General features: G+C 69.1%; 24 protein-coding genes and 2 pseudogenes. 9 read left to right on the forward strand and 17 right to left on the reverse strand.

All coding sequences use genetic code 11. The annotated features are described in order from the left end of the window. Positions 1–23: 23 nt before the first annotated feature. From ACWPOB_RS16340 to ACWPOB_RS16365, 6 genes are all read right to left on the reverse strand, one after another. Positions 24–1,853, reverse strand: coding sequence for a glycoside hydrolase family 15 protein (locus ACWPOB_RS16340; RefSeq protein ID WP_455401466.1), 1,830 nt, complete (start codon positions 1,851–1,853; stop codon positions 24–26). Then, positions 1,850–3,001, reverse strand: a complete 1,152-nt coding sequence (locus ACWPOB_RS16345; protein ID WP_455401467.1) for a bifunctional alpha/beta hydrolase/OsmC family protein — start codon at positions 2,999–3,001, stop codon at positions 1,850–1,852. Before ACWPOB_RS16345 ends, ACWPOB_RS16340 begins: the two co-directional genes overlap by 4 nt. A 185-nt stretch (positions 3,002–3,186) precedes the next feature. Further along, entirely contained in the window at positions 3,187–3,738 is a 552-nt protein-coding gene (locus ACWPOB_RS16350; RefSeq protein ID WP_455401468.1) for a redoxin domain-containing protein, read from the reverse strand. Positions 3,739–3,777: 39 nt separating this feature from the next. Then, positions 3,778–4,083 carry a DUF427 domain-containing protein gene (locus tag ACWPOB_RS16355; protein WP_100055604.1) on the reverse strand — a complete coding sequence of 102 codons (306 nt, stop codon included), beginning with the start codon at positions 4,081–4,083 and terminating at the stop codon, positions 3,778–3,780. A 27-nt stretch (positions 4,084–4,110) separates the two neighbouring features. Then, positions 4,111–4,677 carry a hypothetical protein gene (locus ACWPOB_RS16360; RefSeq protein ID WP_455401469.1) on the reverse strand — a complete coding sequence of 189 codons (567 nt, stop codon included), beginning with the start codon at positions 4,675–4,677 and terminating at the stop codon, positions 4,111–4,113. A gap of 132 nt (positions 4,678–4,809) precedes the next feature. Then, a complete protein-coding gene (locus ACWPOB_RS16365; RefSeq protein ID WP_455401534.1) occupies positions 4,810–5,115 on the reverse strand; it encodes a hypothetical protein in 306 nt (101 codons plus the stop codon). Between ACWPOB_RS16365 and ACWPOB_RS16370 the strand changes: the two genes are divergently transcribed. Further along, positions 5,062–5,328 carry a hypothetical protein gene (locus tag ACWPOB_RS16370; RefSeq protein ID WP_455401537.1) on the forward strand — a complete coding sequence of 89 codons (267 nt, stop codon included), beginning with the start codon at positions 5,062–5,064 and terminating at the stop codon, positions 5,326–5,328. The two genes, ACWPOB_RS16365 and ACWPOB_RS16370, sit on opposite strands and share 54 nt — an antisense overlap. A gap of 23 nt (positions 5,329–5,351) precedes the next feature. On the opposite strand, the pseudogene ACWPOB_RS16375 reads toward ACWPOB_RS16370, so the two are convergent. The 4 genes and pseudogenes from ACWPOB_RS16375 to ACWPOB_RS16390 form a co-directional block, all read right to left on the reverse strand. Continuing rightward, positions 5,352–5,540: pseudogene (locus ACWPOB_RS16375) on the reverse strand (FAD-dependent oxidoreductase); the annotation flags it as partial. A gap of 14 nt (positions 5,541–5,554) precedes the next feature. Further along, positions 5,555–5,725: pseudogene (locus ACWPOB_RS16380) on the reverse strand (FAD-dependent oxidoreductase); the annotation flags it as partial. Further along, positions 5,722–6,000: an anti-sigma factor family protein gene (locus ACWPOB_RS16385; protein ID WP_100055603.1), complete on the reverse strand. Its 279-nt coding sequence runs from the start codon at positions 5,998–6,000 to the stop codon at positions 5,722–5,724. The pseudogene ACWPOB_RS16380 and the gene ACWPOB_RS16385, both read right to left, overlap by 4 nt. Continuing rightward, a complete protein-coding gene (locus ACWPOB_RS16390) occupies positions 5,997–6,557 on the reverse strand; it encodes an RNA polymerase sigma factor (protein ID WP_100055602.1) in 561 nt (186 codons plus the stop codon). Before ACWPOB_RS16390 ends, ACWPOB_RS16385 begins: the two co-directional genes overlap by 4 nt. A 206-nt stretch (positions 6,558–6,763) precedes the next feature. Between ACWPOB_RS16390 and ACWPOB_RS16395 the strand changes: the two genes are divergently transcribed. After that, positions 6,764–7,219 carry an SRPBCC family protein gene (locus ACWPOB_RS16395; RefSeq protein ID WP_100055601.1) on the forward strand — a complete coding sequence of 152 codons (456 nt, stop codon included), beginning with the start codon at positions 6,764–6,766 and terminating at the stop codon, positions 7,217–7,219. A 46-nt stretch (positions 7,220–7,265) separates the two neighbouring features. On the opposite strand, the gene ACWPOB_RS16400 is transcribed toward ACWPOB_RS16395, so the two are convergent. Both ACWPOB_RS16400 and ACWPOB_RS16405 read right to left on the reverse strand, forming a co-directional pair. Further along, entirely contained in the window at positions 7,266–8,096 is an 831-nt protein-coding gene (locus tag ACWPOB_RS16400; protein WP_455401470.1) for an SDR family NAD(P)-dependent oxidoreductase, read from the reverse strand. Position 8,097: 1 nt separating this feature from the next. Next, positions 8,098–8,577: a nuclear transport factor 2 family protein gene (locus tag ACWPOB_RS16405; protein ID WP_100055600.1), complete on the reverse strand. Its 480-nt coding sequence runs from the start codon at positions 8,575–8,577 to the stop codon at positions 8,098–8,100. 168 nt (positions 8,578–8,745) lie between these two features. Between ACWPOB_RS16405 and ACWPOB_RS16410 the strand changes: the two genes are divergently transcribed. From ACWPOB_RS16410 to ACWPOB_RS16425, 4 genes are all read left to right on the forward strand, one after another. Then, positions 8,746–10,008 (forward strand): lipase family protein, encoded by a 1,263-nt coding sequence (locus ACWPOB_RS16410; protein ID WP_455401471.1) that lies wholly within the window; start codon positions 8,746–8,748, stop codon positions 10,006–10,008. Between the two features lie 87 nt (positions 10,009–10,095). Continuing rightward, a complete protein-coding gene (locus ACWPOB_RS16415; RefSeq protein WP_455401472.1) occupies positions 10,096–10,578 on the forward strand; it encodes a nucleoside deaminase in 483 nt (160 codons plus the stop codon). Positions 10,579–10,730: 152 nt separating this feature from the next. Then, positions 10,731–11,147: a hypothetical protein gene (locus ACWPOB_RS16420; protein ID WP_072636062.1), complete on the forward strand. Its 417-nt coding sequence runs from the start codon at positions 10,731–10,733 to the stop codon at positions 11,145–11,147. A gap of 102 nt (positions 11,148–11,249) precedes the next feature. Beyond that, positions 11,250–13,862 (forward strand): LuxR C-terminal-related transcriptional regulator, encoded by a 2,613-nt coding sequence (locus ACWPOB_RS16425; RefSeq protein WP_455401473.1) that lies wholly within the window; start codon positions 11,250–11,252, stop codon positions 13,860–13,862. A gap of 26 nt (positions 13,863–13,888) precedes the next feature. Here ACWPOB_RS16425 and ACWPOB_RS16430 read toward each other — a convergent pair whose 3' ends face one another. Both ACWPOB_RS16430 and ACWPOB_RS16435 read right to left on the reverse strand, forming a co-directional pair. Then, entirely contained in the window at positions 13,889–16,510 is a 2,622-nt protein-coding gene (locus tag ACWPOB_RS16430) for a LuxR C-terminal-related transcriptional regulator (protein ID WP_455401474.1), read from the reverse strand. A gap of 14 nt (positions 16,511–16,524) precedes the next feature. Next, on the reverse strand, positions 16,525–16,737 hold the full coding sequence (locus ACWPOB_RS16435) for a hypothetical protein (RefSeq protein ID WP_455401475.1): 213 nt from the start codon (positions 16,735–16,737) through the stop codon (positions 16,525–16,527). 457 nt (positions 16,738–17,194) lie between these two features. Between ACWPOB_RS16435 and ACWPOB_RS16440 the strand changes: the two genes are divergently transcribed. Then, positions 17,195–18,469, forward strand: coding sequence for a cytochrome P450 (locus tag ACWPOB_RS16440; RefSeq protein ID WP_455401476.1), 1,275 nt, complete (start codon positions 17,195–17,197; stop codon positions 18,467–18,469). A 180-nt stretch (positions 18,470–18,649) separates the two neighbouring features. Further along, complete coding sequence (locus ACWPOB_RS16445) at positions 18,650–19,603, forward strand: oxygenase MpaB family protein (protein ID WP_455401477.1); 954 nt, start codon at positions 18,650–18,652, stop codon at positions 19,601–19,603. A 56-nt stretch (positions 19,604–19,659) separates the two neighbouring features. Here the strand turns inward: ACWPOB_RS16445 and ACWPOB_RS16450 are convergent, their stop codons facing one another. The 3 genes from ACWPOB_RS16450 to ACWPOB_RS16460 all read right to left on the reverse strand — a co-directional run bounded on the left by ACWPOB_RS16450 (position 19,660) and on the right by ACWPOB_RS16460 (position 22,686). Continuing rightward, positions 19,660–20,676 (reverse strand): zinc-dependent alcohol dehydrogenase family protein, encoded by a 1,017-nt coding sequence (locus ACWPOB_RS16450; RefSeq protein ID WP_455401478.1) that lies wholly within the window; start codon positions 20,674–20,676, stop codon positions 19,660–19,662. A 26-nt stretch (positions 20,677–20,702) separates the two neighbouring features. Next, positions 20,703–21,074 (reverse strand): DUF2255 family protein, encoded by a 372-nt coding sequence (locus tag ACWPOB_RS16455; protein ID WP_455401479.1) that lies wholly within the window; start codon positions 21,072–21,074, stop codon positions 20,703–20,705. Between the two features lie 112 nt (positions 21,075–21,186). Beyond that, entirely contained in the window at positions 21,187–22,686 is a 1,500-nt protein-coding gene (locus ACWPOB_RS16460) for an MFS transporter (RefSeq protein WP_455401480.1), read from the reverse strand. A gap of 182 nt (positions 22,687–22,868) precedes the next feature. On the opposite strand from ACWPOB_RS16460, the gene ACWPOB_RS16465 reads away from it, so the two are divergent. After that, a complete protein-coding gene (locus ACWPOB_RS16465; protein WP_455401481.1) occupies positions 22,869–23,759 on the forward strand; it encodes a helix-turn-helix transcriptional regulator in 891 nt (296 codons plus the stop codon). The last annotated feature ends 43 nt before the right edge of the window (positions 23,760–23,802 follow it).

Consider the following 23,802-nt stretch of genomic DNA (forward strand, 5'->3'; position numbering starts at 1 on the left):
GTCCTCCACTCGATCCGGCCGGTTCATCGGAACGTGCCGACGTGCTCTGCCTGGTGCAGGGCCCAGGCGGCGTTGACCAGTCCGATGTGGCTGAACGCCTGGGGGAAATTGCCCAGCTGTTCCCCGGTGGCGGAGTCGATCTCCTCGGCGAGCAATCCCACGTCGTTGACGTAGCCCACCGCGCGTTCGAAGAACTCGGCACCTTCGTCGGTGCGACCGGCCATGGCGAGGGCCTGGGCGAGCCAGAAGGTGCACAGCAGGAAGGTTCCCTCCTGGCCTTCGAGGCCGTCCACCCCCGCCCCGGTGTGGTAGCGGTGGACCAGGCCGCGTGCGTCGGTGAGCCGCTCGCGGACGGCGTCGATGGTGGACAGCACCCGCGGGTCGTCCGGGGGAAGGAAACCCACGATCGGCAGCAGCAAGGCGGTGGCGTCGAGGTTCGATGCGCCGAAGGACTGCGTGAACGAACCGAGGGCCTCGTTCCACCCCTGCGTGAGCACCGCATCTCGGATCTCCTGGGCAGCGGCCGTCCATGTCTCGACATGGCCGTCGGCGTGTAGCCAGTCGGCCAGGGCGACAGCACGGTCGAGGGCCACCCAGCACATGACCTTGGAGTGCACGAAGTGCCGCGGCTCGCCGCGGACCTCCCAGATGCCGTTGTCGGGTTGGCGCCAGCGGGCCGCGGCGGCGTCGGCGAGGCCCACCAGGAAGTTGCGAGTCGGTCTGTCGAGCGCGCCGACCTGGTCGCGGAGCTGGGCGGCGGCGTCGAGCAACTCGCCGTAGGTGTCGAGCTGGGGCTGGGTCCAGGCACCGTTCCCCACCCGGACGGGCTTGCTGTCGCGCCAGCCGGAGAGGTGGGGGAGGGTCCGCTCCGACAGGTCGTGCTCCCCGCCGATGCCGAACATGATCTGAAGAGGGTGGTCGGTGTAGGAACAGGCAGCGGCGGTGGCCATGAAGTCGAAGAACTCGTGTGCCTCGTCCGGACAGGCAGCGACCCACAACGCTTGCATGGTCATGCTGGCGTCGCGCACCCAGGAGTAGCGATAGTCCCAGTTGCGCGCACCGCCGACCTGTTCGGGAAGCGAGGTGGTGACTGCCGCCACGATCGCGCCGGTGGGCTGGTAGCTCAATGCCTGCAGCACCCGTCCCGAGTGGTGGACCAGATCGCGCGCGCGGCCCTGATAGGCCTGGTGCTGCGCCGACCAGTCCTGCCAGCCGGTCGTCGTGTCGTCGACCGCTGCCCTGACGGCGGCTCCGGGACGCACCGGCGGGACGGGTGCGCCGAGTGCCGCGTGCTGCAGAGCGAAGTACGCGCTCTCACCGGCGTGCAGGTCGAACTGGGCCCGGGCTGCGCCGCCGCAGACCTCGAGGGGGACCGTGCTCGACAGGGTCAATCGGCTCGCCCCACCGGCGGCCGTGATCCCGCCTTCGACGGCGGTCAGCACCGGCGCGACGAGACCGTACTCCGGACGAGGCCGGAACAGCAGCTCCGCGCTGACGCTGCCGCGGGTGCAGGTGACGGTCCGGGCCAGCATGTGCGGCGCATGCTCCCCCAGGCGATGGGGGTCCTGCGCATCCCCGAGGATCAGGGCATCGCGCAGCTCGAGGATCCCCCCGCCGGTGTGGAAGAGCGTGCGAAGAACCATGCTGCCCTCGACGTACTCGCGCTGAACCCGGAATTCGCCGACCGGCCGGATCGACCAGTGCCCGGCGTTGTCGTCGAGGATCGAGGCGAAGATCGAGGGGCTGTCGAAGCGGGGCATACACAGCCAGTCGATCGAACCGTCGGACGACACCAGTGCGGCCGAGTGCCGATCCGAGAGCAGTGCGTAGTCGCCGATGGGCAGCGAGGTCATGCCGGTGCCGGCCCGGTCGTTGCCGTCGGTGCGTCACGGGTCTCCTGGTCGGCGGGGTCACCGGCTGCGAGGGTGGTGTCCACGACGATCTCCGAGTGCAGGGTCCGGTGCACCGGACAGCGGTCGGCGATGTCGAGCAGACGCTGCCGCTGTTGCTCGTCGAGATCACCGGCGAGGTGGATCACGCGTTCGATCTTGTCGAGCCGCCCGGTCCGGGTCTCGCAGTCCGCGCAGTCCGCGGCGTGGATCCGGCTGTGACGCAGGGAAACCGTCACGTTCTCGAGGGGCCATTGCTTGCGGTCGGCGTACATGCGCAGCGTCATCGACGTACAGGCGCCGAGGGAGGCGAGCAGCAGGTCGTACGGCGAAGGTCCGGTGTCGTCGCCCACCGGTGTGGGCTCATCGGCGGTGATCAGGTGCCGGCCCAGGGTGATGCGCTGCCCGAACCGGGTGGCTCCGTTCCCGGAGACCTCGACGACGCCTTCGGCCGAGCCCGGCGCGGTGGGCGCCTGCGCCGGAGTGTTCTCGTCGAGGTACCTACTCGCCCATGTCGCCAGCATCGAGGCGACGAACCGGGCGTCGGACTGCCGGGTGAGCAGGTGGTCGGCGCCGTCGAGGGAGAGGAAGGACTTGGGGTGGCGGGCGGCATCGAAGATCTGTCGGGCGTTGTCGATGCCGACCGTGTCGTCGGTGGGGGAGTGCATCACCAGCAGTGCGGTGCCGAGCCTGGGGATCCGCTCGGTCCCGGCCGGGGCGCCGATCGTGATCACGGCCCGCGTCTCGGGCACGTACTCGCTCGCCGCGAGGACGGCCGCGCCGCAGTGGGAGTGGCCGATCAGGATGCTGGGAGCGGCGTGGTGGGCGCGCAGGTAACCTGCCGCGTGCACGAGGTCGGCGGCATCGGAACCGGAGGTGGTGCCGGCACAGTCCCCGCCGGACCCGCCGAGACCGGTGAAGTCGAAGCGCAGGACGGCGATGCCGTGCTCGGTGAGGACCTCCGAGATCCGCGCCGCCGCCGGTACGTCCTCGCTGGAGGGGAAGCAGTGCGCGAACAGTGCGAACGCGCGCGGCGTGTGCTCCGGCAGGTCCAGCCGGCCCGCCAGTTCCGTAGCGCCGGAGCCGGCGAAGTGGAGTTTCTCGCTGTGCATGGTGCCGCTCCCTCTCGCCCTGTCGCCCGAGGCTATCTCGTCCTCGGGGGACCCGGTGAGAACCGCGGAAGATCCGCACCCGCAGGGGTGATCACGGCGTCTCGCCGATCACCCCGGATCGGCTCACCGGCACACCGTCGGCCGGGTACCGCGGCACCGGCATGCGCTCCGGCCGGCCGAGCGGGTCAGGTGCGGCTGCGGACCAGACGCCGAGCCTCCTCGAGGACGTGCGCCGCAGGCGGGTAGTCCCCGAGGGTGCGACCACGGTGAAGCAGGCGCACCGTGCGGTCGGCATCGATGATCGCCAATCCGGGGGCTTGCAGGGGGTGGTCGGTGACGCGGCCCTGCCGGGCGCGGCGCGCTGCCGGCAGATACTTCCACCAGGTACGTGGGTTGAGCATCATCCACCAGCGGATTCGGTGCACATCCAACGCCTGATACAGGGTGTGGTCGGGGCCCAGGAGCAGCGGGTACCCGATGCCGTGGTCCATCAGGTGAAGGGCCTGGTAGTCGGCGGCGCCGCCGACGGCCGCGACGTGGACCCCTGCGCCCTCGAAGTCCTCTCGGAGGTCCTCGAGTTCCTGGAGGAACGCCTTGCAGGGCATACAGCCGTAGTACCGGACCAGGGGCACCACGACCGGTGTGTCGAGGAGCGCGTCGAGTTCGACCCGCCCGCCGTCGACGTCGTAGAGGGTGATCGGGCCGATGCGGTCGCCGATGCCGGTGAGCTGTTTCATGTCGTTCTCGTTCTGTCGGTGCGAAGTGGAAACGGGCCGCTACGTGCGGGTGCCGGTGGCGCTGACGTCCACGCCGTTCCAGAAGGCGATGCGTCCTTTGATCCGCCGTGCCAGTGGTGAGGGGTGGTGGTAGGTGAAGGCGGCGCTGGGTAGGGTGACTCCTCCGGCGGTCACGTCGTAGTAGCTGGCGACGCCTTTCCAGAAGCACAGGCTCTTGGCCTTGTTCGCGCGCAGCACCCCGTCGACGATGTCGTGTTCGGGGAAATAGACGTTCCCTTCGACGACGATCGGGTCGTCGGTGGTCGCGATCAGCGTGTCTCCCACGCGGGCGGTGGCGGTGGTCATGGCGTCCTCGTGTGCCCGAGCGCTGGGTCAGCGCCGCGTCGACGGCAACAGGACCAGCGCCGCCGCGACACCGAACATCAGGTGCTCGACGAGGAAGGTGCCGTATCCGACCATCGAGGCCATGTCGGTGATCTGGTCACCACTCGAGAAGATCGCGGCGGCGAGCGGGAGACCGATCCAGGCGCTGACCGCGAAAACGAGTACGCCGTAGATCATTCCGCCGATGATCAGGGTGATTCCGTGCAGTTTCGCCACCCGCGCGATGAGCGCGAAGACGATGCCGTACATGACCCCGACCATCATGTGTACGACGGCACCGACGACCGCGGGCCCGAACGCGAAGTAGAAGTCCGAGCCGGCCATGGCCTGTTGCATCGATGTCATCATCGTCGACGGATCAACGAACACCGATCCGATGTGATAGAGCGGGGTGAAGAATCCCGAGTTCTGATAGGTGACGGCGGCGATCATGGCGTACATCGCCATGACCAGCGACGCAATCAGTCCGGCGACGGCGCCGCCCGCGACGGTACGACCGAATCCGGTCGTGGTCCCGGCGTGTGCGGTTGTGATGTGGGCGGTGTTCGAAGACATGGCTCGGCTCCCTTGTGGGTGGACTCGGATCGGAGGGAATCTGACGTCCTCCTCAGTGTGGAAACCCGCTGAGCGCGGCCACTGCTTCCCTGCCGGACAAGGTTTTTCGGAGCTACCCGGTGTCTTTCGGAACTACCCGGTCCGCATCCGAAGCCACCGGTTGCGGGCACGGGCGAGCGCCGCGAGCGGACGGGAGACCGCGGGCCGGGCCAGTTGGGCCCGAACGTCGGCGATCGAGGCGTTCCACGGTCCGTCGTTGTACGTCGGGTACGGGTGGGTGGCGCCGGCCAGGTCCCGTGTGCGCAGGCCGTGCTTGACGGCCAGAACCAGTTCGCCGATCGTCTCGCCCGCCCGCGGGCCGACGATCGTCGCCCCCACGATGTGGTGTTTGCGGTCGAGGACGAGTCGGGTGAACCCGCGCGTCGCGCCCTCGGTGATCGGACGATCGAGGTGGCGGTGGGCGAGGGTCGTACCTGCAGTCCGGGAATGCGTCCGGCGGTCTGCGTGTCGATTCCGGCGACGGCGATCTCGGGGTCGGTGACCGTCACGCGCGGCGTGCCGGTCCGGTCGATGGTGCGGCACAGCCCCAGGATCGCGTTGGCGGCGGCGATGCTGCCGTGCATTCCCGCGGTGTGGGTGAACTGCGGGTGACCGGTGAGGTCACCGGCCGCCCAGATCCTCGGGTTGGAGGTGCGCAGATGATCATCGACGGTGACGTAACCGCGGCGATCGACGGTGACACCGGCCGTGTCGAGTCCGATCGACTCGGTTCGTGGGATGCGACCGACGGCGACGAGCACTCGGTCGAACCGGATGCCGCGGCCGCCGTGGCCGCGGCGAGCAGTGATTTCGACGGCACACATCCGGTCCACAGACAGTCGCCGCCGGTGCGGTCACGTTCGATCAGCAGGACCCTGGCGCCGAATCCGGCCGCGGTTGTCGCCGCGACGATGCCTGCCGTTCCTCCGCCGATTACCACCAGATCCGCGGCGCGGGGTAACCGCGACGCGGGCACGGCCCCGGCAGTGGTGTGCCCGGCCCGGGTCACTGCAGTTCACCGCGAACGATGCGGTCGACGACCTGGTGCATGTGCGTGACGCTGGTGGGGTCGACCATCCGTCGTGCAGCCCACCGGGAGAGGGCGGTGTTGATCTGTCGGTACTCGGCTGCGGCGGCACTGCACTTGTCGCATTCGGCCAGGTGTGCCTCCAACCGGCGGATCTCGTTCGGGTCGAGCAGCGCCGCGGGGTCGGCGTCCAGGTACCGCTGGATTCGACGCCGCGACCAGTGGCACGTCAGCATCATGCGCACAGTCTTGATCATCGGTTCCCTCTCGTGGTGGGGGCGAAGTTGGGTCGCAGGTACTTGCGCACGCGGTCGCGTGCACGGCTGAGCCTCGACATCACCGTCCCCACCGGAACGCCGAGGACATCGGCGGCTTCGCTGTAGGTCAGTTGATCGACGTCGATCAGGAACAGCACGGTCCGGAACTTCGAGTCCAGTGCCTGCACCGCCCGTTCGAGATCCTCGGGCAGGATCGATTCCAGGACGCGATCCTCGGTGCTGGGCGGATCGATTCCGAAGGCGGGCCTGGCGCCGGCGTAGGCGGCAACATCGTCGACACTGTCCGGGCGCTGACGTCGATGCATGTTCATGTTCGTGTTCCTCAAGATCGTCAGCAGCCACGCCCGCGGATGGCGGCCATCGAAACGGTCGACACTGCGCCAGGCGCGGACCAGGGTCTCCTGCACCAGGTCCTCCGCATCCGCCGGTCCGGTGAGCGTCAGCGCTACCCGCAACAGCACCTCGATCTCGGGCTCGACATACTGCCGGAATCCGCGTGCCTGCGCGTCGTGGTCGCCTACCTCGGATAGATGCACGCTGGGGGAACCCCCCGAGAACGTCCGGGTGTTCCCGTACCGGACAAGTTGTGCCGAGACATCAACGAATGGTGCCCGTCACCCTTCGTCGGCTACCACGGCCCAGCACCACCCGCCAGTTACAGTTGGGGGGCCGACGGGCCGCGTCCAGAGCGTGGACGCCGTCAACCAACCCGCCGGGCGGGCCCGCACACGGAGGTCGTGTCATGACAGCAGTGGACGTCGAGACCGAGATCACCATTGCGCGGCCACGGAACGAGGTCGCCGACTATTCGTCGAACCCCGACCACGCGACAGCGTGGTACACAAATATCAAAGAGGTGCAGTGGAAGTCCTCGAGACCAGCGAAAGCTGGCTCCCGAATCGTTTTCATCGCCGAGTTCCTCGGTCGGCGTCTGACCTACACCTACGAGGTCGTAGAACTGGTTCCGGACGAGCGTTTCGTAATGCGCACTGCCGAAGGCCCGTTCCCGATGGAAACCACCTACGAGTGGAGGTCTACATCGAGCGGCACCACAAGGATGACGCTGCGCAACCGTGGTGAACCGTCAGGATTCTCGCGACTTGGCGCCCCGCTGTTGGCCCGCGCTATGCGTCGAGCGAACAACAAGGACCTCGCTCGCCTGAAGACCATCCTCGAAGCCACACCCGGGAACCAGTGATCACAATCGGGTCGCGCATCATGGACGCCGGCCGCCGGGCCGCGGATCAGTACAGCGGGCCGCCGCCGAACGCGGCCCGATGCGAATCCGGTTGATTGCCTTCGACGTCGACGACCCCGTAGTCGAGGGCGGTCTCGGCGGTGATCAGGGTGTGCCCGCTGCGCTCGTTCACCTTCGGATCGTTCGCCAGTGCGACGATCACGCGGCCGACGAACTCCGGGGTCTCGGCGTTGGCGAGGGAGAAGCCCTCGAAGTTGTCGATGCCGCGGGCGAGCATCGCCTCGTTCTTCACCAGCCCCGGCCACAGTGACAGGGCGGTGACGCCGGTGCCGGCGAGGTCGACGGCCATGTCGGCGGCCATCTTGTCGAGGCCGGCCTTCGAGATGCCGTACAGCACCGAGTGCAGGTAGCCGCGGGTGCCGAACGACGAGATGTTGACGATCATCCCGCTGCCGCGCGGCACCATCAGCTGCGCGGCGTCGACGGAGGCCACGTAGTGGGCGCGCAGTCCGACGTCGACGAGACTGTCCCAATCGCTGATCGGGCGCTTCCAGAACGGCTCGGAGAAGCCCGCGAACCCGGGCGGGCTCGCCCACACGTTGTTCACCAGCAGGTCCAGCCGGCCGCCCTGCTCTTCGGCGATGCGCCGAAACAGTGCCCGGATCTGCTCGTCGTCGGTGTGGTCGCATTGCACCGCGATGCCGAGCCCGCCGCGTTCGGTGACGTCCGCGGCGGTCCGGTCCAGGGGGCTGTCGGTGCCGACCGGGCCCCGCGCGGTGACGTAGACGGTCCAGCCGTCGGAGCCGAGGGCGCATGCGATGCCCTTGCCGACGCTGCGGCTCGCGCCGGTGACGAGGGCGACCCTGCGTTCGGTCATGTCAGAACACCACTTTCACGTCGTCGGTCAGGGCTCGCTCGATGGACCAGTGGACGCGCACGTGGCACCGGGCGATCTTCCACCTGCCGTCTTCGACCACATAGTCGTCGTCGTAGTCGAGTGCGCTCACCCGCTCCGTGCGGGCACGCAGGTCGACCTGCCGGAACCGCAGCGTCCAGGCGCCGGTGGCGGCGCCGTCGCCGGTGAGTTCGATGCTGGGGTGCAGGCCGTGGTGCATGTCGAGCACGATGTACCGGTCGTCGACGCGTTCGAGGGCGATCCGGGCGTAGACGTCGACGAGAGCGTCGGCGTCGTCGAAGCTTCCCAGGGCCGGGCCGTAATAGATGTCGGCGCCCGTCGCGACGAAACAGTCGCGCATGGCCTTCGGGTCCTTGGCGTCGCACGCGCGGAAGTACCGGTGCTTGAGCATCCGGATCTCCTCGAGCGCTTCGAGGCGGGCCAGTCGCTCTTCGACGGTCATGGCGTCCTACTTCCGTCCTGCGGATACTGCGGCGACCGGACCGTAGCGCCGGTGGGCTCCTCTCGGCATCGGTCGTCCCGGTGATCGGACTGTGGCGCCATCCTGTCATAGAACTTGTTGCAGGAATATCGGCGCAACATCTTCCGTGGCGGTACACACGTGTGCAGAATGCTCGGCATGCCGATGCGCACCGCCCGACTGCTCACCGCGGCCCTGACGATGCTGCTGGTGCCTCTCGTCGCAGGTCCCGTCGCGGCCGCCGCTCCGACGGGGTCCGCGTCGGGCACGGGCTACGACGAGTTCTACCTCCCGCCCGATCCGCTGCCCGGCGGCGGGCCCGGCGACGTCCTGCGCGCCGAACCGGCCGTCGCGCCGGCGCTCGACGCCACCGTCACCCGCGTGATGTACCGCAGCGAGAACGCCACGGGCGGCCCGATCGCGGTCACCGGCACGGTGTTCGTGCCGTCGCAACCCTGGGCCGGTGACGGCCCGCGCCCGACGATCGTCCTCGGCCCGGGCACGCAGGGCATGGGCGACCAGTGCGCGCCGTCGAAGTTGACCAACCACGCCCAGGAGTACGAATACCTGCACATCGTGCCGCTGCTCGCGCGGGGCTACGCCGTCGCGATGACCGACTACGAGGGCCTCGGCACGCCCGGTGTGCATCCCTACCTGAACCGCGTCTCGCAGGGGCACGCCATGCTCGACATGGCCCGTGCCGCCCTGCGGCTGACCGACCGCGGCATCGACGAGGACACCCGCATCGGCTTCTGGGGCTACTCGCAGGGCGGCATGTCGTCGGCCGCGGCCGCGGAGCTGACGGACACCTACGCGCCCGAGCTGCCCGTCGTCGCTGCGGTCGCGGGATCACCGCCGGCGTCGCTCGCCGATCTCGCCGTCGCCGGCGACGGCTCGCTGCTCTCCGGCGGAATCGGCTGGGTGGTCAACGGATTCGCCGCCGCCTATCCGCAGTTGCGAGAGGAACTGCTGAGTGTGTTCAATCCCGCCGGACGCGACATCCTCGCGCGCGCCGAGACGTACTGCATCTACGACGCGCCGCGGATGAATCCGTTCTTCCCGACGACCTGGTACACGGTCGACGGCCGGCCCATCGCCGACCACCTGGCCGCCGAACCGTGGGCGTCGCTGGTGCACGAGCAGCAACTCGGCAACATCGCCCCCGCCATCCCGACGTTCGTCGCGCAGAACACGACCGACGACTTCGTCCAGGTGAGCGGAGTCGACACCATGGTCGGGAAGTGGTGCGCGGGAGGCACATCCGTCATCTATCGCCGCTACGTCATCCCGCCGGTGCTCACCGGGACGGGTGCGGGTCACGGGATCGGCCTGATCCCCGCCGCCGTGGAAGGCCTGGACTGGATGGACCGGCGGTTCGCGGGGGCGCCCGACGAGAACACCTGCGCCGGCTGACGGCCGCCGGCCGCTCGTGGTGACATGATGCGGTCGACGACCGCGGTGGCATGATGCGGTCGACGACCGCGGCACCGGGAGGACCTCGTGATCGACGAATCGGAGATGACGCACCTGCGGCGGTGTGTGGAACTGGCGCGGGAGGCGCTGGACGCCGGCGACGAGCCGTTCGGCTCGGTGCTGGTGTCGGCCGACGGCACGAGCCTCGCCGAGGACCGCAATCGCGTCGCGGGCGGGGACCGGACCCGGCACCCCGAGTTCGAACTGGCCCGCTGGGCCGCCGCGCACATGGGCGAGGCCGAGCGCGCCGGCGCGACGGTGTTCACGTCCGGCGAGCACTGCCCGATGTGCGCGGCCGCGCACGGATGGGTGGGGCTGGGCCGCGTCGTGTACGTGGCGTCCTCGGCGCAACTGGTCGGCTGGCTGGTGGAGCTGGGCGTGCCGCCGGCGCCCGTCCGGGCCCTGCCGATCCAGGAGGTTGCGCCCGGGGTGACCGTCGAGGGGCCGGTACCGGAACTCCTCGACGAGGTGCGTGCCCTGCATCGTCGGTGTTACGGACACGCGGTGTGACTGTTCCGTGACACGCTGGGTCACGGCCGGATGACAGCCGATCGATGTTGATCACGGGTTGTGTTCGACTGCGGCGCTTTGCAGTTCCTGTACCCGTACCTGGGTCGACCATTGAACCGGTCGGGGCTGGTCAACGGTCGAAAGGAACGCCCATGAAGGGCTCGAAGCTCGGACGCGCAGCGGTCGCCCTCGCGGCGCCGCTCGCATTGATGACGGGCCTCGCGCCCACGGCATCGGCAGTGGATCCCTACCCGTACGGCAGCTGGAGCGTGAGCGTGCGGGAGCACACGGTCACGGTCAAGTTCATCTACTACCGCGCCCCCGAGGCGGACTACCCGCACTACTGCAACGCGGTGATCAACGGAATCCCCGACGTGCGAGTGGCCGAGATCTACTACGCCGACTACGAAACCGTGAAGTTCGACAACGTGCCCGACGGCGACTACACGGTCGACGCGGACTGCCAGGACGACGACCACGTGTACCGGAGCGTCGGTTCGATCGACGTCTCGATCCCCGGCCCGGCGCAGACACGGTTCGTCGGCAGCCACCACTTCTCCTTCGGCTGAGTCCTGACCGCTCGCCGTTGCCGTCCACAGAGGATCGGGCCCGCACTCGCGGACGCCGAGCGCTGGTGGACACAGCGGGAGGCACGTCCCTACCATGCCGTTATGGCGGGGGAAGGGCCGCTGATCGGACGCACCGAAGAATTGCGTCTGCTCGAGGAGGCGCTCAACGGCACCGACGGTTACCGCGGTTGTGTCATCGCGGGCCAGGCCGGGGTCGGCAAGAGCCGACTGGCGCACGAGTTGATGCTCAGAGCGTCGTCGGTCGGTCTTTCCGTGCGGTCGGCGGTAGGGACGGCATCGGCGCGGACGGTGCCGCTGGGAGCCCTGGCCGGATGGTGTGACCACCCCACCTCCAATCCGCTTCAGCTGATCGACCAGCTCGTGCAGTCGTCCACCTCTGAGGGTTCGGACGAGGTGTTGTCGGTGGACGATGCACATCTGCTCGACGAACTGTCGGCATTCGTGATCCACCATGTGGCATTGCGGGGGACTGCCCGGCTGATCGTCACGGTGCGGTCCGGAGAGCCGGCACCCGATGCCGTCACCGCCCTGTGGAAGGACGGCATGCTGCGCCGGCTCGACCTTCAGCCCTTGTCGCGATCGGACTCCGACGCACTGCTCGCCAGTGTGCTCGGCAGTCCCGTCGAAGAGAAGTCGGCGTCGCGAATGTGGAATCTGACGCGGGGCAACGCCTTGTACCTGCGCCATCTCGTCTCGCAGGAGGTGAGCGGCGGCCGGCTGCGAGAATGCGGCGGGTCATGGTGCTGGCAGGAAGAATTTACCGTCTCGGACAGTATCGCGGATCTGCTCGGCGAACAGATCCGTCGGCTCCCGGAGGCGGTGCGCACAGTCCTGGACATGGTCGCGGTGGCGGAACCGCTGCCCGTCGCGGTGCTGTCGGAGCTGTCCGACATCGATGCGGTGGAAGAGGCGGAGAACCGCGGACTGATCCGAATAGACGCAGTAAGTCGGCCGAGAGCTGCGCGAATGGCTCACCCGTTGTATGGAGAGGTTCGGCGAGCACGGGCCGGGGACACGCGACTGCGGCGCCTGCGAGGGCGCGTCGTGTCGGCGCTGGCGGCTCGTCCGCCGTCCGGACCCGAGGACGTCGTACGGCGGGCGGTCCTGCACGCCGAATCGGATCTTCCGGTCGACCCCGACCTGTTCCTGCGCGCCGCCCGAGGCGCGATGGCACTGCTGGATCTGTCGCTCAGCGAGCGGCTGGCTCATGCGAGTTCCCTCGCCGGAGGCGGGGCTGAAGCCGACCTCTGTCGTGCTCACGCCCTCCTCCTGTTGAACCGGGGAACCGAGGCCGAGAATGTGCTCGCCGCCATGCCACTCGAAAGCCTGACGGACGATCGACTCGCCCGTCTGCTGACGCTCCGGGCCACGAACATGCTGTGGATCCTGGCGCGCCCGGAGGAGTCGAAACGGATTCTCGACGATGCGCTCGGCGACGTCTCGCCGGCCGTGGTGGAGTCGTTGCGCGCCGTTCGGGCCGTGCAGAGAGCCGTCGCGGGTGACCCCCTGGCCGCACTCGAACTCGGCCGGGATGTCGACACGACGCGGGTGCCCGCGTTGTCGGCGATGTGCGCGATCTGGGGAACTGTCATCGCGGCAGGGGATGTGGGCGAGTCGAAACTGGCCTCGGATGCGGCATCGAAGGGCTACAGGCTGGCGGCATCCTGTCAGGAGGCCTCGTACCAGCGTGTCGGCCTCGTCGAGTTCCATGTTGGTGCCTTGCTCCTCGCCGGCGAGGTGGCCGAAGCCGAAGCCGTTGCCGCTCGCACCTATCGCGAGTGTATCCGGCTCCCCGGTGTGACGAGCGCGGTGGGAACGGCGATCGCGGGCATGGCCGCCCTCGGGCAAGGGCGACTGGCACTCGCCCTCGAACGCCTCGATCGGGCCTTTGCAGAGTTCACGTCGCTCGACTACCCGGTCCTGATGTATCGGTACGGCGTACTTCTCGCTCAGGCACTGGCGATGGCAGGCCGCGGTACTGCGGCGACGGCGCTGCTCTCCAGCGTCGACCAGAACCGGCACCCGGCCTTCGACTTCGTCGACTCGGAGCGGTTGCTCGCCCACGCCTGGGGCCATGCGGCGCTGGGGGCGGTCAGCACAGCGGCGGCGGTCGCGCTCCGGGCCGCGGAGTACGCCGCTGCGCATCGGCAACATGCCCGGGAAGTGATGTGCCTACAGGTCGCAGTTCACCTAGGTGACGCGACGGGAAGAAGGCGGCTGGCGCATCTTGCGGAGAGCACGACAAGTCGTCGCGCGTGCATCGCGGCCGCGTTCGCCTCCGCTGCGTCCGACCACGACGGAGAGGCGTTATCCTCGGTTGCAACGCAATTCGAGGATATGGGGGATACGGCTGCAGCCGCCGATGCCGCTGCGCGTGCCGCCCTCGCGTTCGCTCGCGCGAATCTGCGCGGGTCGTCGTTGACACTGGGCGCCCGCGCGCAACGCCTTGCCCGGGAATGCGGAGGGCTGACCACCCCCGCCCTCCGCGAGACGGCGGATCGCGACCTCCCCCTGACACCCCGTGAGCGCGAGATCATTTCGATGGTGACGCGGGGGCTGACGAACCGTCAGATTGCCGAAGCGCTGACGATGTCGGTACGAACGGTCGAAGGTCATCTGTATCGGGCACAGAAGAAGACCGGAACCCGCAACCGGCACGAGCTCGCGGCTCTGCTGCGCGAGCAGTGCCGTTGACGCACAACCGAAACGGGAGATCGATGTCATCGATTGGGGAGGGTGCCCAGGAGTTTTCCGAGCTCGTCCCGGCTGCAGACCCCGGTCCTCCGGCAGGCGCGGTACAGATGACCCTCCACGGTGCGCACGGAAACCACCAGTCGTTCCGCGATCTCCCGATTGGACAAGCCCCGTTGCACGAGCTCCACGATCTCTCGTTGGCGTCCGGTCAACGGAACCGGCTCCAGATAGGCCCGCAACGCGGGGGTGCTCGCTCCCTCGCACGCATCAGCCAATCGTCGTGCGACGGCACACGCAGTCAGCGCGGGCCCGCGGCGGCCGGCCCGCCGGAAGGTCGCGGCGGCGTGGGCCGCGGCGTCCGCAGCCGCGACGAGATCTCCGAACACCTCGTACGCACGGGACGCTTCGAGCAGTGCGTCGCCGTCCCGTCCGGCCAGCGCGGTCGCGTGGGCAGCGGCGGCAGCCACCCGTGGACCCGAGACGACGGCCGACAACTGCAGTAGCCGACGCGCCGTCGTCGCGTCACCGAACTGGGTGGCGATTTGCAGGCATTGCACTTCGCGGGCGGGTCGGCCCTGGTCTGCGGCCACGTCGGCCGCTCTGCGCACGGTGGTGATCGCCTCGCTGAGCGCGCCGGCCGCGGCCCTCACCCATCCCTCGGCGGCGGCGATATCCGGGTCCCACATCGCGAAGCCGGGTCCGATGCGGACATCGACTCCGGCGAGAATGCGTTCGGCCTCACTGGGCTTGCCGGACATCGACAGTGTGGCAACGAGCAGCGTGGCGGAGAGAAGGCCGGGCGTGGTGTTGTCGGCGGATCCGGTGGATTGCGCAACGGCCTCCCGGAGATGGCGTTGAGCTGTCGCGAGACGGCCGTGCGCGGCCTCGCACATCCCGAGCATGAAGTTGACGCCGACCGCGTGAGGCATGTCAAGGCCATGTTCGTACAGGCGGTGGGTGACGGCGTCGGCGTCGGCGAGCCGTCCTGCCAGCAGATACGCGGTCAGCTCCAGCAAACCGAGTCCGAAGCGCAGGTGCGCGGCCTCGAACGAGCCCTCGGCGAGGGCGTAGCCGGTCGCCGCGACGTCAGAAACGGCATCGACGTCGCCGAGGTCGCCGAGACCGATGACGAGGCTCCAGATCGCCATTATCGTCTCGTAGTCGTCGATCCCGCCGTCGTGAAGAGCGTCGCGTGCGAGGTTGACGGCGGTGCGGCAGTGCCCGCCCGCCGCGGCGGCGGCCGAGCGCAGTGCCCGGTGTGCGCTGCGCCGGTCGAGGCTCGCGGCCAGCTCTCCGGTGGCAGTCAGAATTTCTTCGGCCTTGCACGGTGCTCGCTCGACCCAGGTCGAGTTGCCCGCTCGGATGAGTGCGATTCGCAATCGAAGCGCACCGTCGGGGACCGTGCTCGCCAGTTCGGAGAGGAGATGATCGGCCTCCTGCCCCCGCTCGAGCAATCCGAGAGTGAAGGCGCGCGTCAGGTGGGCCGCGGCACCACCCCCCGCGGCTACGGCTGCGCGGGCGAACTGGTCGGAAAGGTGCGCGTCGAGCAGTTGCATCGCTGCCGATGCCGCCTCGAGGAGGGTTGCCGGTGTGGCCTGACAGTCGGAGTTCATGGTCAGGAGGGTCCGCCGCACGGTCGTCCGGGGATCGGTGTCGCCGGTGGCGGTGAGCGCGGCGGCGACGCGTCCGCGGATGGTCCGAAGCCGGAGGGTGCCGGCTTCGGCACGGCGGACCTCTCCGATCAGCGGGTGAGCCAGCCGTACGGTCGGTGCGCGGCTGTCGGTCTCCACCACGACGAGCCTGCTCGCTTCGGCTGCGTCGAGTGCGGCGGGATCGACCACTGTTCGCAACACCGCGAGGTCGAGGGGCTCGCAGGTGGACAGGACGTCGAGCACCTCGCAGACCGACGCCGACTGCCGGCCGATGCTCGCTTCCACCAGACCGAGAAGTGTCGGTGACAGGCCCGACGGACCTGGCCACAGCCAGACGCCCGACGACTGCGTCAGCCGACCGCTTGCATATTCGTCTTCCAGGAGGTGGCGCAGATAGAGCACATTCCCCTGCGTGCAGGCCCAGAGTCGCTCGGCGCTGGACGCCTCCATCGGTGCTTCGAGCACCGTCTCGACGAGCGTGCGTGTGTCGTCCCGGGACAGCGGACGCAGGTCGAGTCTGCGCAGCGGTCCATCCTTGCAGCACCGGGCGAGCGCATCCGGCCAGCGTTCGCCGGCGCGGATGGTCAGAACCACTGTCGCCAGTCCGTGGAGCACGAGCCGGTGGACCACGAATGCCGACATGTCGTCGAGCAGGTGTGCATCGTCGACACCGACCACCGGATGCGGCCGGTCGGGTCCACCGACCAGCCCGGTGAGAACGTCATGAACTCGCATGAGCGGGTCGGCACCGAAGTCGGTGACGACGTCGGTGAACGCACCCAGCGGGACGCTTCGGGACGACTCCGTTCCTGCCGTCCAGTAGGTACGGCATCGGCGGGTGCGCGCCTGCTCCAGGGCCTCGCGCGCGAGCCGGGTCTTGCCGACGCCAGGTGCTCCGGCGATGACGATGCCGGCGCAGGAGCTGTCCCCGGCGATCACTGTGCGGACGATTCGCAGTTCGTCCCCCCGGCCGGTCAGCGGCCACGCGCTGATCACATGCGAATTCTAGGTCACCACAGCAGCGGTGCTCCACCGTTGGGCCACACCCGCAGGGCATCAGGTTCGGCGTCGGCGATGCGCGCGGATCCCTCCGGCGCGTCCGGGTCCACGTACCCGGCGAGCGGTCCGTCACCGGCAGCCCCTGCCCGCATCCGCAGCGCTGCCGCGTACGGCTTCGGCAGCTCCTTCGACATCGCGTCCCAGGTCTCGAAGTTCTCGTTCATGCATCGAGGGTTGCGCCGCGGTACGGGGGCGGCACGCGTAGGGAGGTACTCCATTCGGATCCGTTCCGGCGGGACCGGTACGTCCGCCTCGTGCCCCATGCGTACCCCGGCTCGGCGCGAGGGCCGGACTGGGGTAGCGCGCTACTCGCGTCCCGCGGCGGCGGGCGTCCGATGCTGAGTATGCGGTCCGGAGATTCGGCCCCGCCCGGGGCGGTCACCACTGCGTCACAGTACTGCTCGGTCCTGCCGGACCACCCGAACGACAAGGACAGCCATGTCATGCAATAGCATCCGCGGCCCAGTGTCACCGCGGCAGCCGGGCCGAACGCCCGCGCCGTGCACATCGTCACGGGAGCCACCGACCGTCCGGGGAACGTGGCTGCTGGGCTCCACGAGGGAGCTGCTTCGCGATCCCCTCGAACTCGGTCTGCGCGGGTACGCCGAGGGAGGCGACGTCGTGCGCTACGCCGTCGGGCTGCCGGGCCGGCGCCGCGAGTTCTTCACGGTCAACCACCCGGACGGGGTGGGGGAACTGCTGAACGCTCCGAACCACCTCAACTACCGGAAGGACTCGGAGTTCTACCGCGCGATGCGCGACCTGTACGGGAACGGCCTGGTCACGAGTCAGGACGAGACATGGTTGCGTCAGCGTCGATTCATCCAGCCCCTGTTCACCCCGCAGAGCGTGGACGGCTACGTGACGACGATGGTCGACGGAGCCGAGCGTGTGGCCATCCGGTGGCACAACTGTCCGAGTCGCCTCGTCGACCTCGGTGCGGAGATGACGACGCTGACGCTCGGTGTCGCCGCTCGCATCCTGTTCGGCGTGCAGGCGCCCCAGATGCTGCCGGTGCTGCGCACGACGTTGCCCGTCCTCGGACGTGCCGTCCTGCAGCGGGGTGTGTCCGCGGTTCGGTTTCCCTCTGCGTGGCCGACGCCCGGGAATCGGAGAATCGCGCGCGCGGAATCCCGTCTCGACGGGCTGTGTGACGCGATTATCGAGCGCCGTCGCGCCGCCGCTGAGCCGGGGATCGACCTGATCGGGCGCCTGGTGGCGGCCCAGGAAGGCGGTGACGCGTTGTCCACTGCTGAGATTCGCGACCAGGTCAAGGTGTTCCTGCTGGCCGGACACGACACGACGGCCACCATGTTGACGTTCGCACTCCACCTGCTCGGCAAGGACGCGGGTGTGCAGAATCGAGTTCGGGACGAAGCCGAACAGGTGCTGGTCGGCGGAACACCGACGGCCGCCGATGCCCACGCGCTGACGTATACGACGATGGTGCTCAAGGAGGCCGCGCGGATGTACCCACCCTCGCCGTACCTGGCGCGGCGGGCCGTCGAGGAGAGGGCGGTGTGCGGGTATCGGATCCCTGCCGGTGCGGACGTCAACCTGGCGCCGTGGGTGGTGCACCATCGTGCCGATCTGTGGCCGGAGCCGTTCCGGTTCGACCCGGAGCGTTTCACCCCGGACAGCGAGAGGGAGCGTCACAAGTATGCGTGGTTCCCGTTCGGTCACGGCCCCCGTGGCTGTATCGGTCAGCGCTTCGCGATGCTGGAGGCGGCGGTAGCCCTGGCGATCCTGGTGCGTGAGTTCGAGTTCTGTTCCCTTTCGGGCTCGGTGGCGCTCGCCACCGATCTGCTGCTGCACCCGGCCGGTGAGGTGCCGTGCCGCGTCCGCCGGCGCGTACCGGTGCGCCCCGCGAACCGTCACACGCACGAGTGGCCGTGAGAGGACTGTGGAAGCGGGCACAGACGGTTGATTCCCCGAGGTGGTGGCGCGTACCCGCCCCATCACAGATTCGTGCGTGTTTCCGGAGGTTGCGCGGTGCACGCCGTGGGCAGATCCCGAAGGTGCGAGCAAATCCGTGCGTCCTTGACATGCGCCGGGGCCACACCCCAAACTGACAACGTGCGTAGTCAAAGCGAGCTCGTGCCGCTCGGCCCCGACAGCCTGACGTGGAAGTACTTCGGCGGCTGGCGCGGAATGTTGTTCGGCCCCTGGGCCGGATCGATGCAGAACATGCACCCGGGCCTCGGCGCGGCCGTGGAGGAGCACTCGCAGTTCTTCGACGAGCGCTGGGAACGCCTGTACCGGTCGCTGTACCCCATCTACGGCGTCGTCTTCGACGGCCCGCGCGCCGCGGAGACCGCCGCCCAGGTGCGTGGCTACCACGACACGATCAAGGGGATCGACAAGAAGGGCCGGCGCTACCACGCCCTCGACCCCGACACGTTCTACTGGGCGCACGCGACGTTCTTCTACAGCCTCGTCGTCTCGATCGAATGGTTCGACGGCCCGCTGTCCCTCGCCGACAAGCACAGGCTGTTCGACGAGCACGTCCAGTGGTTCCGGCTCTACGGGGTGTCGATGCGGCCCGTCCCCGAGAGCTGGGAGGACTTCCTCGCCTACTGGGACCGCATGTGCCGGGAGGTGCTCGAGGACAACAAGGCGACCCGCGACGTGCTGGACCTCTCGCACCTCGACCGGCCGCCGTTCCTGCGGTGGGTGCCCGCGAGCGTGTGGACGGTGCTGCGGCCGCCGATGACGCGCGGGTTCGTGTGGCTCACGATCGGGCTGTACGACCCGCCGGTGCGTGAACTCATGGGCTACACCTTTTCCCCACGCGAACAGCGACTGCACCGGCTCGTCGGACGCGCGATCGGATTGGGGGCGAAGCTGATTCCGCGTCGTTATCGCTACCACCCGCGGGCCCGGGCCGGCTGGGACCGCGCATCGGGCCGTATCCCGGCGGACGCGCCCGTCGTGCACACGCCCGACCGCAACCTGCCGCCCGCGCATCTGCTGGACAGCCCGATGCACTACACGGGCGCACACGAGAATGTGAGCGGCGGTACGCGCTGAACCGTCGCGGGCGGTGTCGTCACGGCTGGACCGGTCGCAGGGGTGCCGGAATCCGGTCAGGGGCGCAGTAGGACCTTGGTGGCGCGCCGCTCGTCCATGGCGGCATATGCCTCGGCGACCTGCGCGAGGGGCATGGTGAGGTCGAAGACCTTGCCGGGCTCGATGCGTCCGTTCCAGACCCGGTCGAGTAGGTCGGGGAGGTAGGCGCGCACCGGGGCGGGTCCGCCGCGCAGCCCGACGTTCTTCCAGAACATGTGCTGTTGCGGTAGGTCGGTGACGTGGGGGACACCGACCCAGCCCACCATGGCCCCCGGCCGGGCCGAGCGCAGCGCTTGCAGAACCGAATCCTCGGTTCCGACGCACTCGAGGACCGCGTCCGCGCCGATGCCGCCGGTCAGTTCGAGCACCCGCTCGACACCGTCGTCGCCGCGCTCGGCGACGACGTCCGTGGCACCGAAGCCCCGGGCGATGGCCTGTCGGTCGGCGTGGCGGCTCATCGCGATGACGCGTTCGGCGCCGAGTTGGGACGCAGCGAGGACACCGGAGAGCCCGACAGCTCCGTCACCGACGACGACCACCGTGCTGCCGGGGCGCACCTCGGCGCAGACCGCGGCGTGCCAGCCGGTGCACATCACGTCCGAGAGGGCGAGCAGGCTCGGGATCATCGCCGGGTCGGGTAGTTCGGGGGTGGCCAGCAGGGTGCCGTCAGCGTGCGGGATGCGGATCGCCTCGGACTGGCAGCCGTCGTAGCCGCTGACGTTCAGGCAGTTGGCGTGGGCGCCGGCACGGCAGAGCGGACAGGTGTTGTCACTGGCGAGGAACCCGCCGACGACGAACTGTCCCGGCCTGATGGTCCGCATGTCGTCGCCGCCCGCTTCGACGATGCCGACGTACTCGTGTCCGATCGGCACCGGCTTCGGCACGTCGCTGATGCCGCGGTAGCGCCACAGGTCCGAGCCGCAGACGCAGGTGGCGACGGTGCGGATGACGGCGTCGGTGGGTGCGAGGATTGTCGGGTCGGGGCGCTCTTCGAAGCGGATGTCGCCGGGGGCGTGGATGATCGTGCCGCGCATGAGCGGTCTCCTTCGGGCGGTGGTGGTCAGGCGGGGTGGGCCTCGAGGGTGGCGGCCCGGGGGCCGTCCTCCTCGAGGTGGTCGACGATCGAGGCGTACCGGCCGTACTTCGCGCGGTACGCCGCGTCGACGCGGGTCAGGTCGAGGTCGTCGGCCTCGGTGAACGTGACGTCGTATGCGGTGCCGCGGGCGATGATCTGTCCGGCGCCGGTGGCCAGGGCGCCGCGGAACCAGCCGGCGGTGCGTCCGTTGGTGGACCGGACGAAGACGCGGTCACCATCGCGCACGATCCAGATCGTCGTGGGGCGGCGCAGGTTGCCGTCGCGGCGGCGGGTGAGGACCTGCACCTCCTCGGGTGCGGTGACGGCGCGGGCGTCCTGGGGTTGCCACGAGTTCACGAGTTCTCCTTTGTTCGGTCTGTTGCTTCGTCGAGGAGACGGGAGAGATCTTTCCGTCCGCCCGAGTGGAAAGGACGAAGTTGCAGAGATGGACAGGTGAGCCGGGGCGCCGTCAGCGAGTACAGACGGCCGGGGTCGCGGTCGACCGGTCGGGCTCCTGGGTGCGCCGGACAGTGGTATCGCGGGCCCGGCGCGCCGGGCGACGTTCGATGATCGCCGAGGGCAGGAGCAGCGTCACGGTCGCGACCAGGGCGAGGGCCAGCAGTGCGGCGCCGGCGGTGAGCGCGGTGGACACGTGCTCGGCCAGTCCGTCGACGGTGTCCGTGGAGGTCGACACGGTGGTCGAGACGGCGACGAGAATGCCGAGGCCGAGGGCGCTCCCGAGCTGGTGGGCCGTGTTGACCAGTCCGGACGCCGCACCGGCATCCGCGGGGTGGACTCCGCTGATCCCGGCAGCCGTCAGCGGGGCGAAGGCAAGGCCCTGACCGGCGCCGATGAGCACCATCGGCAGGGCGATCGCCGTGAGGTAGACGCTGCCGGCGTCGACCCGGCTGAGCCAGACCATCCCGATCAGGGTGAGCAGGACCCCGACGGTGAGGAGGGAGGCGTTGCCGACACGACGGGCCAGGCGTGGGATGGTCATGGCGACAACGAAATTGACGACCGTCATCGGGAGGAAGGCGACGCCGGCCTGCAGCGCGTTGTAGCCGAGCACGCCCTGCAGGAACTGAGTGGTGAAGAAGAAGAAGCCGATCATCGCGCCGAGGTAGAGCATCCGAGCCAGGTAGGCGCCGGTGCGGATACGGCTGGCAAACAGGTGCAGCGGCATGATCGGCTGGGCCACGCGGGACTCGTTGAACACGAGCACGGCGAGCAGCAGCACGCCCGCCCCGAGCGCCGCGAGGGTGCTCGTCGCGGCCCAGCCGACCTCGGCCGATTCGACGACGGCGAGCACCAGTGCGCCCATGCCGAGGGTCGCCGCCAGCGCACCGACGACGTCGAACCGGCCGCTCGCGCCTTGCGTCTGCGGAAGATAGCGCGGGGCGAGGGCGATCATCGCGATGCCGATCGGCACGTTGACGAAGAAGCCGGCCCGCCACGAGATGGCGCTGGTGAGGGCACCCCCGAGGACGAGGCCGAGGCTGGCGCCGAGACCGGCGGTGGCGGCGTACCAAGCGAGGGCGCGGGTACGTTCGCGGCCTTCCGGGAAACTCGCTGCCAACAGCGACAGCGACGACGGTGCGACGATCGCGGCGCCGACGCCTTGGAGGGCGCGGGCCGCGATGAGCAACGTGCCGGTGGGAGCGGCGGCGACGAGGAAGGATGCGACGGTGAAGACGGTCAGGCCGGCGACGAACACACGTCGGCGGCCGAGGATGTCGCCGAGTCGGGCCCCGAGCAGCAGGAGGCCCCCGAATACGAGCGTGTAGGCGTCCTGGACCCAGGACAAGCCGGTGGGGGACAGGTCCAGTTCGTGCCCGATCGTCGGCAGTCCGGTAAAGATGATCGAGTTGTCGAGCAGGATCATGAAGTAGCTGACGAGGATAATCGTGAGGATGGCGGTCGGCCGAGGTCGCTGTGCTGTAGCGGGATCCGTTGCGGTGTCGGTCACGTTGCCTTCTTCGAGGTGACGGGGTGCGGGTGGGCGGAGGGCTGATGTCGGCCGAGGACTCGATGTGCGGTCTCTTGTTCCCTCACCCACTACAGCACCGTCCCGGCCGGCGAGGCAGGCCCTGTCGAAGCAGGTACTGGTAGGGCCTCCCACCTGCTGCCGGATGTTCTTAGGCTTTTTGCGTGGACAACCGCAGTGAGATCCGAGAGTTCCTGGCCACCCGTCGCGCCCGGATCACCCCGCAGCAGGCGGGGCTTCCGGCCTTCGGCGGCAAGCGGCGCGTCCCGGGCCTGCGTCGCGAGGAGGTCGCCATGCTCGCCGGGGTGAGCGTCGACTACTACACCAGGCTCGAACGAGGTGACCTCGGCGGCGCTTCCGACAGTGTCCTGGACGCTCTCGCCGGTGCTCTCCAGCTCGACGAGGCCGAGCGGGCTCACCTGTACGATCTGGCGCGGGCGATGGAAAGCCGGGATCCCCGCCGGCGCCGCAGTGCTCCCCGTCGGGTCAGCCCGTCGGTGCGGCGCGTCCTCGATGTCGTCATGGCGCCGGCGTGGGTGCGCAACGGCCGGGCCGACGTCGTGGCAACCAACACCTTGGGCCGGGCCCTGTACTGGCCGCTGTTCGACGGGTCGACGAAACGACCGAACACGGCGCGGTTTACGTTCCTCGATCCGCGTGCGGTCGACTTCTACGGTGACTGGGAACGCACCGCCAGTGACATGGTGGCGGTCCTGCGCGCCGAAGCCGGGCGCACTCCCAACGACCGGGAGCTGACCGCCCTGATCGGTGAGCTGTCGACGCGTAGTCAGGAGTTCCGCACCCGATGGGCCGCCCACAATGTGCTGTTCCACCGCACCGGTCGCAAATCCTTGCACCACCCCGTCGTCGGCGACCTCGACCTCACCTACGAGGCGCTCGACCTCACGTCGAGTCCGGGGCTGACGTTGCTCGTCTACACCGCCGAGCCCGACAGCGCGACGCAGGAGTCGCTCGACCTGCTCGCGAGCTGGGCTGCGACCTCACTGCGGGAGGAGCGCGGGAGCTCACAGCCTGAGCCCGACGTGTCGTCGTGACGACCGGGAGGAACCGCGAGTTGCGATCGGCAGGCGGTGACGG

The sequence above is a fragment of the Rhodococcus sp. 2H158 genome (genome assembly GCF_053764755.1).

Bases quoted from the DNA above. Each gene is read 5' to 3' on its own strand.
- ACWPOB_RS16400 (WP_455401470.1), bottom strand. From the start codon at position 8,096: ATGACCGAACGCAGGGTCGCCCTCGTCACCGGCGCGAGCCGCAGCGTC.
- ACWPOB_RS16425 (WP_455401473.1), top strand. From the start codon at position 11,250: ATGGCGGGGGAAGGGCCGCTGATCGGACGCACCGAAGAATTGCGTCTG.
- ACWPOB_RS16350 (WP_455401468.1), bottom strand. From the start codon at position 3,738: ATGAAACAGCTCACCGGCATCGGCGACCGCATCGGCCCGATCACCCTC.
- ACWPOB_RS16395 (WP_100055601.1), top strand. From the start codon at position 6,764: ATGACAGCAGTGGACGTCGAGACCGAGATCACCATTGCGCGGCCACGG.
- ACWPOB_RS16420 (WP_072636062.1), top strand. From the start codon at position 10,731: ATGAAGGGCTCGAAGCTCGGACGCGCAGCGGTCGCCCTCGCGGCGCCG.
- ACWPOB_RS16450 (WP_455401478.1), bottom strand. From the start codon at position 20,676: ATGCGCGGCACGATCATCCACGCCCCCGGCGACATCCGCTTCGAAGAG.
- ACWPOB_RS16435 (WP_455401475.1), bottom strand. From the start codon at position 16,737: ATGAACGAGAACTTCGAGACCTGGGACGCGATGTCGAAGGAGCTGCCG.
- ACWPOB_RS16410 (WP_455401471.1), top strand. From the start codon at position 8,746: ATGCTCGGCATGCCGATGCGCACCGCCCGACTGCTCACCGCGGCCCTG.
- ACWPOB_RS16340 (WP_455401466.1), bottom strand. From the start codon at position 1,853: ATGACCTCGCTGCCCATCGGCGACTACGCACTGCTCTCGGATCGGCAC.
- ACWPOB_RS16360 (WP_455401469.1), bottom strand. From the start codon at position 4,677: ATGTCTTCGAACACCGCCCACATCACAACCGCACACGCCGGGACCACG.
- ACWPOB_RS16405 (WP_100055600.1), bottom strand. From the start codon at position 8,577: ATGACCGTCGAAGAGCGACTGGCCCGCCTCGAAGCGCTCGAGGAGATC.
- ACWPOB_RS16345 (WP_455401467.1), bottom strand. From the start codon at position 3,001: ATGCACAGCGAGAAACTCCACTTCGCCGGCTCCGGCGCTACGGAACTG.
- ACWPOB_RS16355 (WP_100055604.1), bottom strand. From the start codon at position 4,083: ATGACCACCGCCACCGCCCGCGTGGGAGACACGCTGATCGCGACCACC.
- ACWPOB_RS16385 (WP_100055603.1), bottom strand. From the start codon at position 6,000: ATGATCAAGACTGTGCGCATGATGCTGACGTGCCACTGGTCGCGGCGT.